The sequence below is a fragment of the Brevundimonas sp. genome (assembly GCF_036405315.1).
GTDB lineage: Bacteria > Pseudomonadota > Alphaproteobacteria > Caulobacterales > Caulobacteraceae > Brevundimonas.
Map to the genome: position 1 here is coordinate 1 of NZ_DASWXW010000103.1, position 2,163 is coordinate 2,163.

General features: G+C 68.6%; 3 protein-coding genes. All 3 read right to left on the bottom strand.

Going from position 1 to position 2,163, the window contains the following annotated elements; genetic code table 11:
• Positions 1-416 (bottom strand): translation initiation factor IF-2 associated domain-containing protein (locus tag VGE49_RS06150; protein WP_331033679.1); only part of this gene is annotated, 416 nt, incomplete at its 3' end.
• Between the two features lie 79 nt (positions 417-495).
• Positions 496-1,200, bottom strand: a complete 705-nt coding sequence (locus VGE49_RS06155) for an RNA-binding protein (protein ID WP_331033680.1) — start codon at positions 1,198-1,200, stop codon at positions 496-498.
• Between the two features lie 18 nt (positions 1,201-1,218).
• Positions 1,219-2,163: transcription termination/antitermination protein NusA (gene nusA / locus VGE49_RS06160; protein ID WP_331033681.1), on the bottom strand; the 945-nt coding region annotated here is incomplete at its 5' end.

Sequence of the window (2,163 nt, forward strand, 5' to 3'; positions counted from 1 at the left end):
GCGGCTTCGCGAGCGGCCTTCTCGGCGACGGCGGCGCGCTCGCGCTCAGCCTGCGCCTGGGTCGCCAGGGCGATGGCGCGGCGACGCGCCTCCTGTTCCTCGACCGACAGGGCGCCGCCGGCGGGACCGCCGCGCGGGGCGTTGGAACGCGGCGCCTGGGGCGCGCCCTGATCGGCGCGCGGGCGCGACACGTCGAAGCCCTGCGGACGCTGATGTCCGGGAACCGCGCCGGCGCGGCGCTTCGTCTCGACGACCACGGTCTTGGATCGGCCGTGGCTGAAGCTCTGCTTCACGGTGCCGGTCGAGACCGATCCCGCCGCGCGCGGCTTCAGGCTCAGCGGAGCGCGCGGCCCCGTTTGAGAAGGCGCGTTGGCAGGGGTCTTGCCGTCTTCGGTCTTGTCGTTTTCGTCGCTCATCCGGTCGCTTTACTCGGGGCGGAGAATTCCGCCGTCGTCTCTTCAAACACCCACAGCCGGGCGTGGTCCCGCTCCCTGATCAGGAAACAGGTCCTCGCCCGCCAAAAGCCTCAGGCTCTCGTTCCGGGGTCTCGCCCCGGCCGTCCTCGGCGCCGTCGCCGGGGCCATCCCGGCGCCAGCTCTCTGGACGCAGAGGCCGAAATCCCGCCAGTCGCTCGACCTCAATGGTCCAACGATCAGCTCGCCCGCCTTTCAGCAGGACGGCGTGTATCGCATTTTCCAGCCCAAGGGCCAAACTCAAATCGTCGGCCGTGAAAGCGCCGCAGATTTTGGGCGCCGGAGACGGGTGTTTCGCCAGGGCCAGAAGCTTGCCGCGACCGTCGGCGGAGCCGTCCGCCGCCTCGATGACCCAAGCCGCCCGCCCGCTGCGAATGGCGGCGGCGCTCTTTTCAAAGCCGGAGATAAGCACGCCTTCGCGCCGGGCAAGACCCAACTGGTCCAGACAGCGCCGAACCAGCAGTTTCTCGACCATGTCGGCCAGGTCCGCCGCCGGCCTCAGCGGCGCCTTGGCCGAGCGGGCGAACAGGTTCTTCTTGATCGCCGTCTCGACCGAGGCGCGGTCGGCGGCGACCCACAGGCCGCGGCCGGGCAGCTTGCGCGCCAGGTCGGGGGCCACCGAGCCGTCCGGCGCCGGCACGAAGCGGATCAGGCGAGTTTCATCGAGAACCTGGCGGGTCACCAGGTCCTGACGGTCTCTATCGATCAGCGCCTCGTTCGGGGTCATGGACGGCTGCGGCTTTCATCAGGCGTCTTGCGACGGCTCGAGGTCTTCGTCGAAGACCTCCGCATCGACATCAACGGCTTCGCCTTCGTATTCGGCGCCCTCTTCGCCGGCTTCGGCGAAGATTTCTTCCTCATACTCGGGCTCGGGTTCCGGCTGCGGCAGTTCCGAGGCGTCGATCCAGCCGGCCGCCACGCGGGCGTGCAGGATCAGCAGCTCAGCGTCTTCCTGCGACAGGTTGAAGCTTTCCAGAACGCCCGGAACCTTCACGCGCTCGCCGTTGCGGATTTCATAGCCGCCGCGGATTTCGTCGGTGGCCAGATCGGCCAGGTCCTCGACCGTCTTCACCCCGCCTTCGCCCAGGGCGACGGCGATGGCGCCGGTCACGCCCGGCACGTCCAGAACCGCGTCCTCGACGCCCAGGGCGACGCGCTTGGCGTCCAGTTCAGCGGCCTTGCGCTCCAGGAATTCGCGGGCGCGGGTCTGCAGTTCTTCGGCGGTGTCCTCGTCGAAGCCTTCGATCTCGGCGACTTCATAGGCTTCGACGAAGGCCAGGTCCTCGACCGTGGCGAAGCCTTCAGTGACCAGCAGCTGAGCGATGGTCTCGTCGACGTCCAGGGCTTCCTGGAACAGGGAGGTCCGCTCGGCGAACTCCTTCTGGCGACGCTCGCTATCCTGCGACTCGGTGATGATGTCGATCTGCCAACCGGTCAGCTGCGAGGCCAGACGGACGTTCTGGCCACGGCGGCCGATGGCCAGCGACAGCTGCTCGTCGGGCACCACGACCTCGACGCGGTCGGCTTCCTCGTCCAGCACCACCTTGGCCACTTCGGCCGGGGCCAGGGCGTTGACGATGAAGGTGGGCTCGTCGTCGTTCCACTGGATGATGTCGATCTTTTCGCCCTGCAGTTCGGCGACGACCGCCTGAACGCGCGAGCCGCGCATGCCGACGCAGGCGCCGACCGG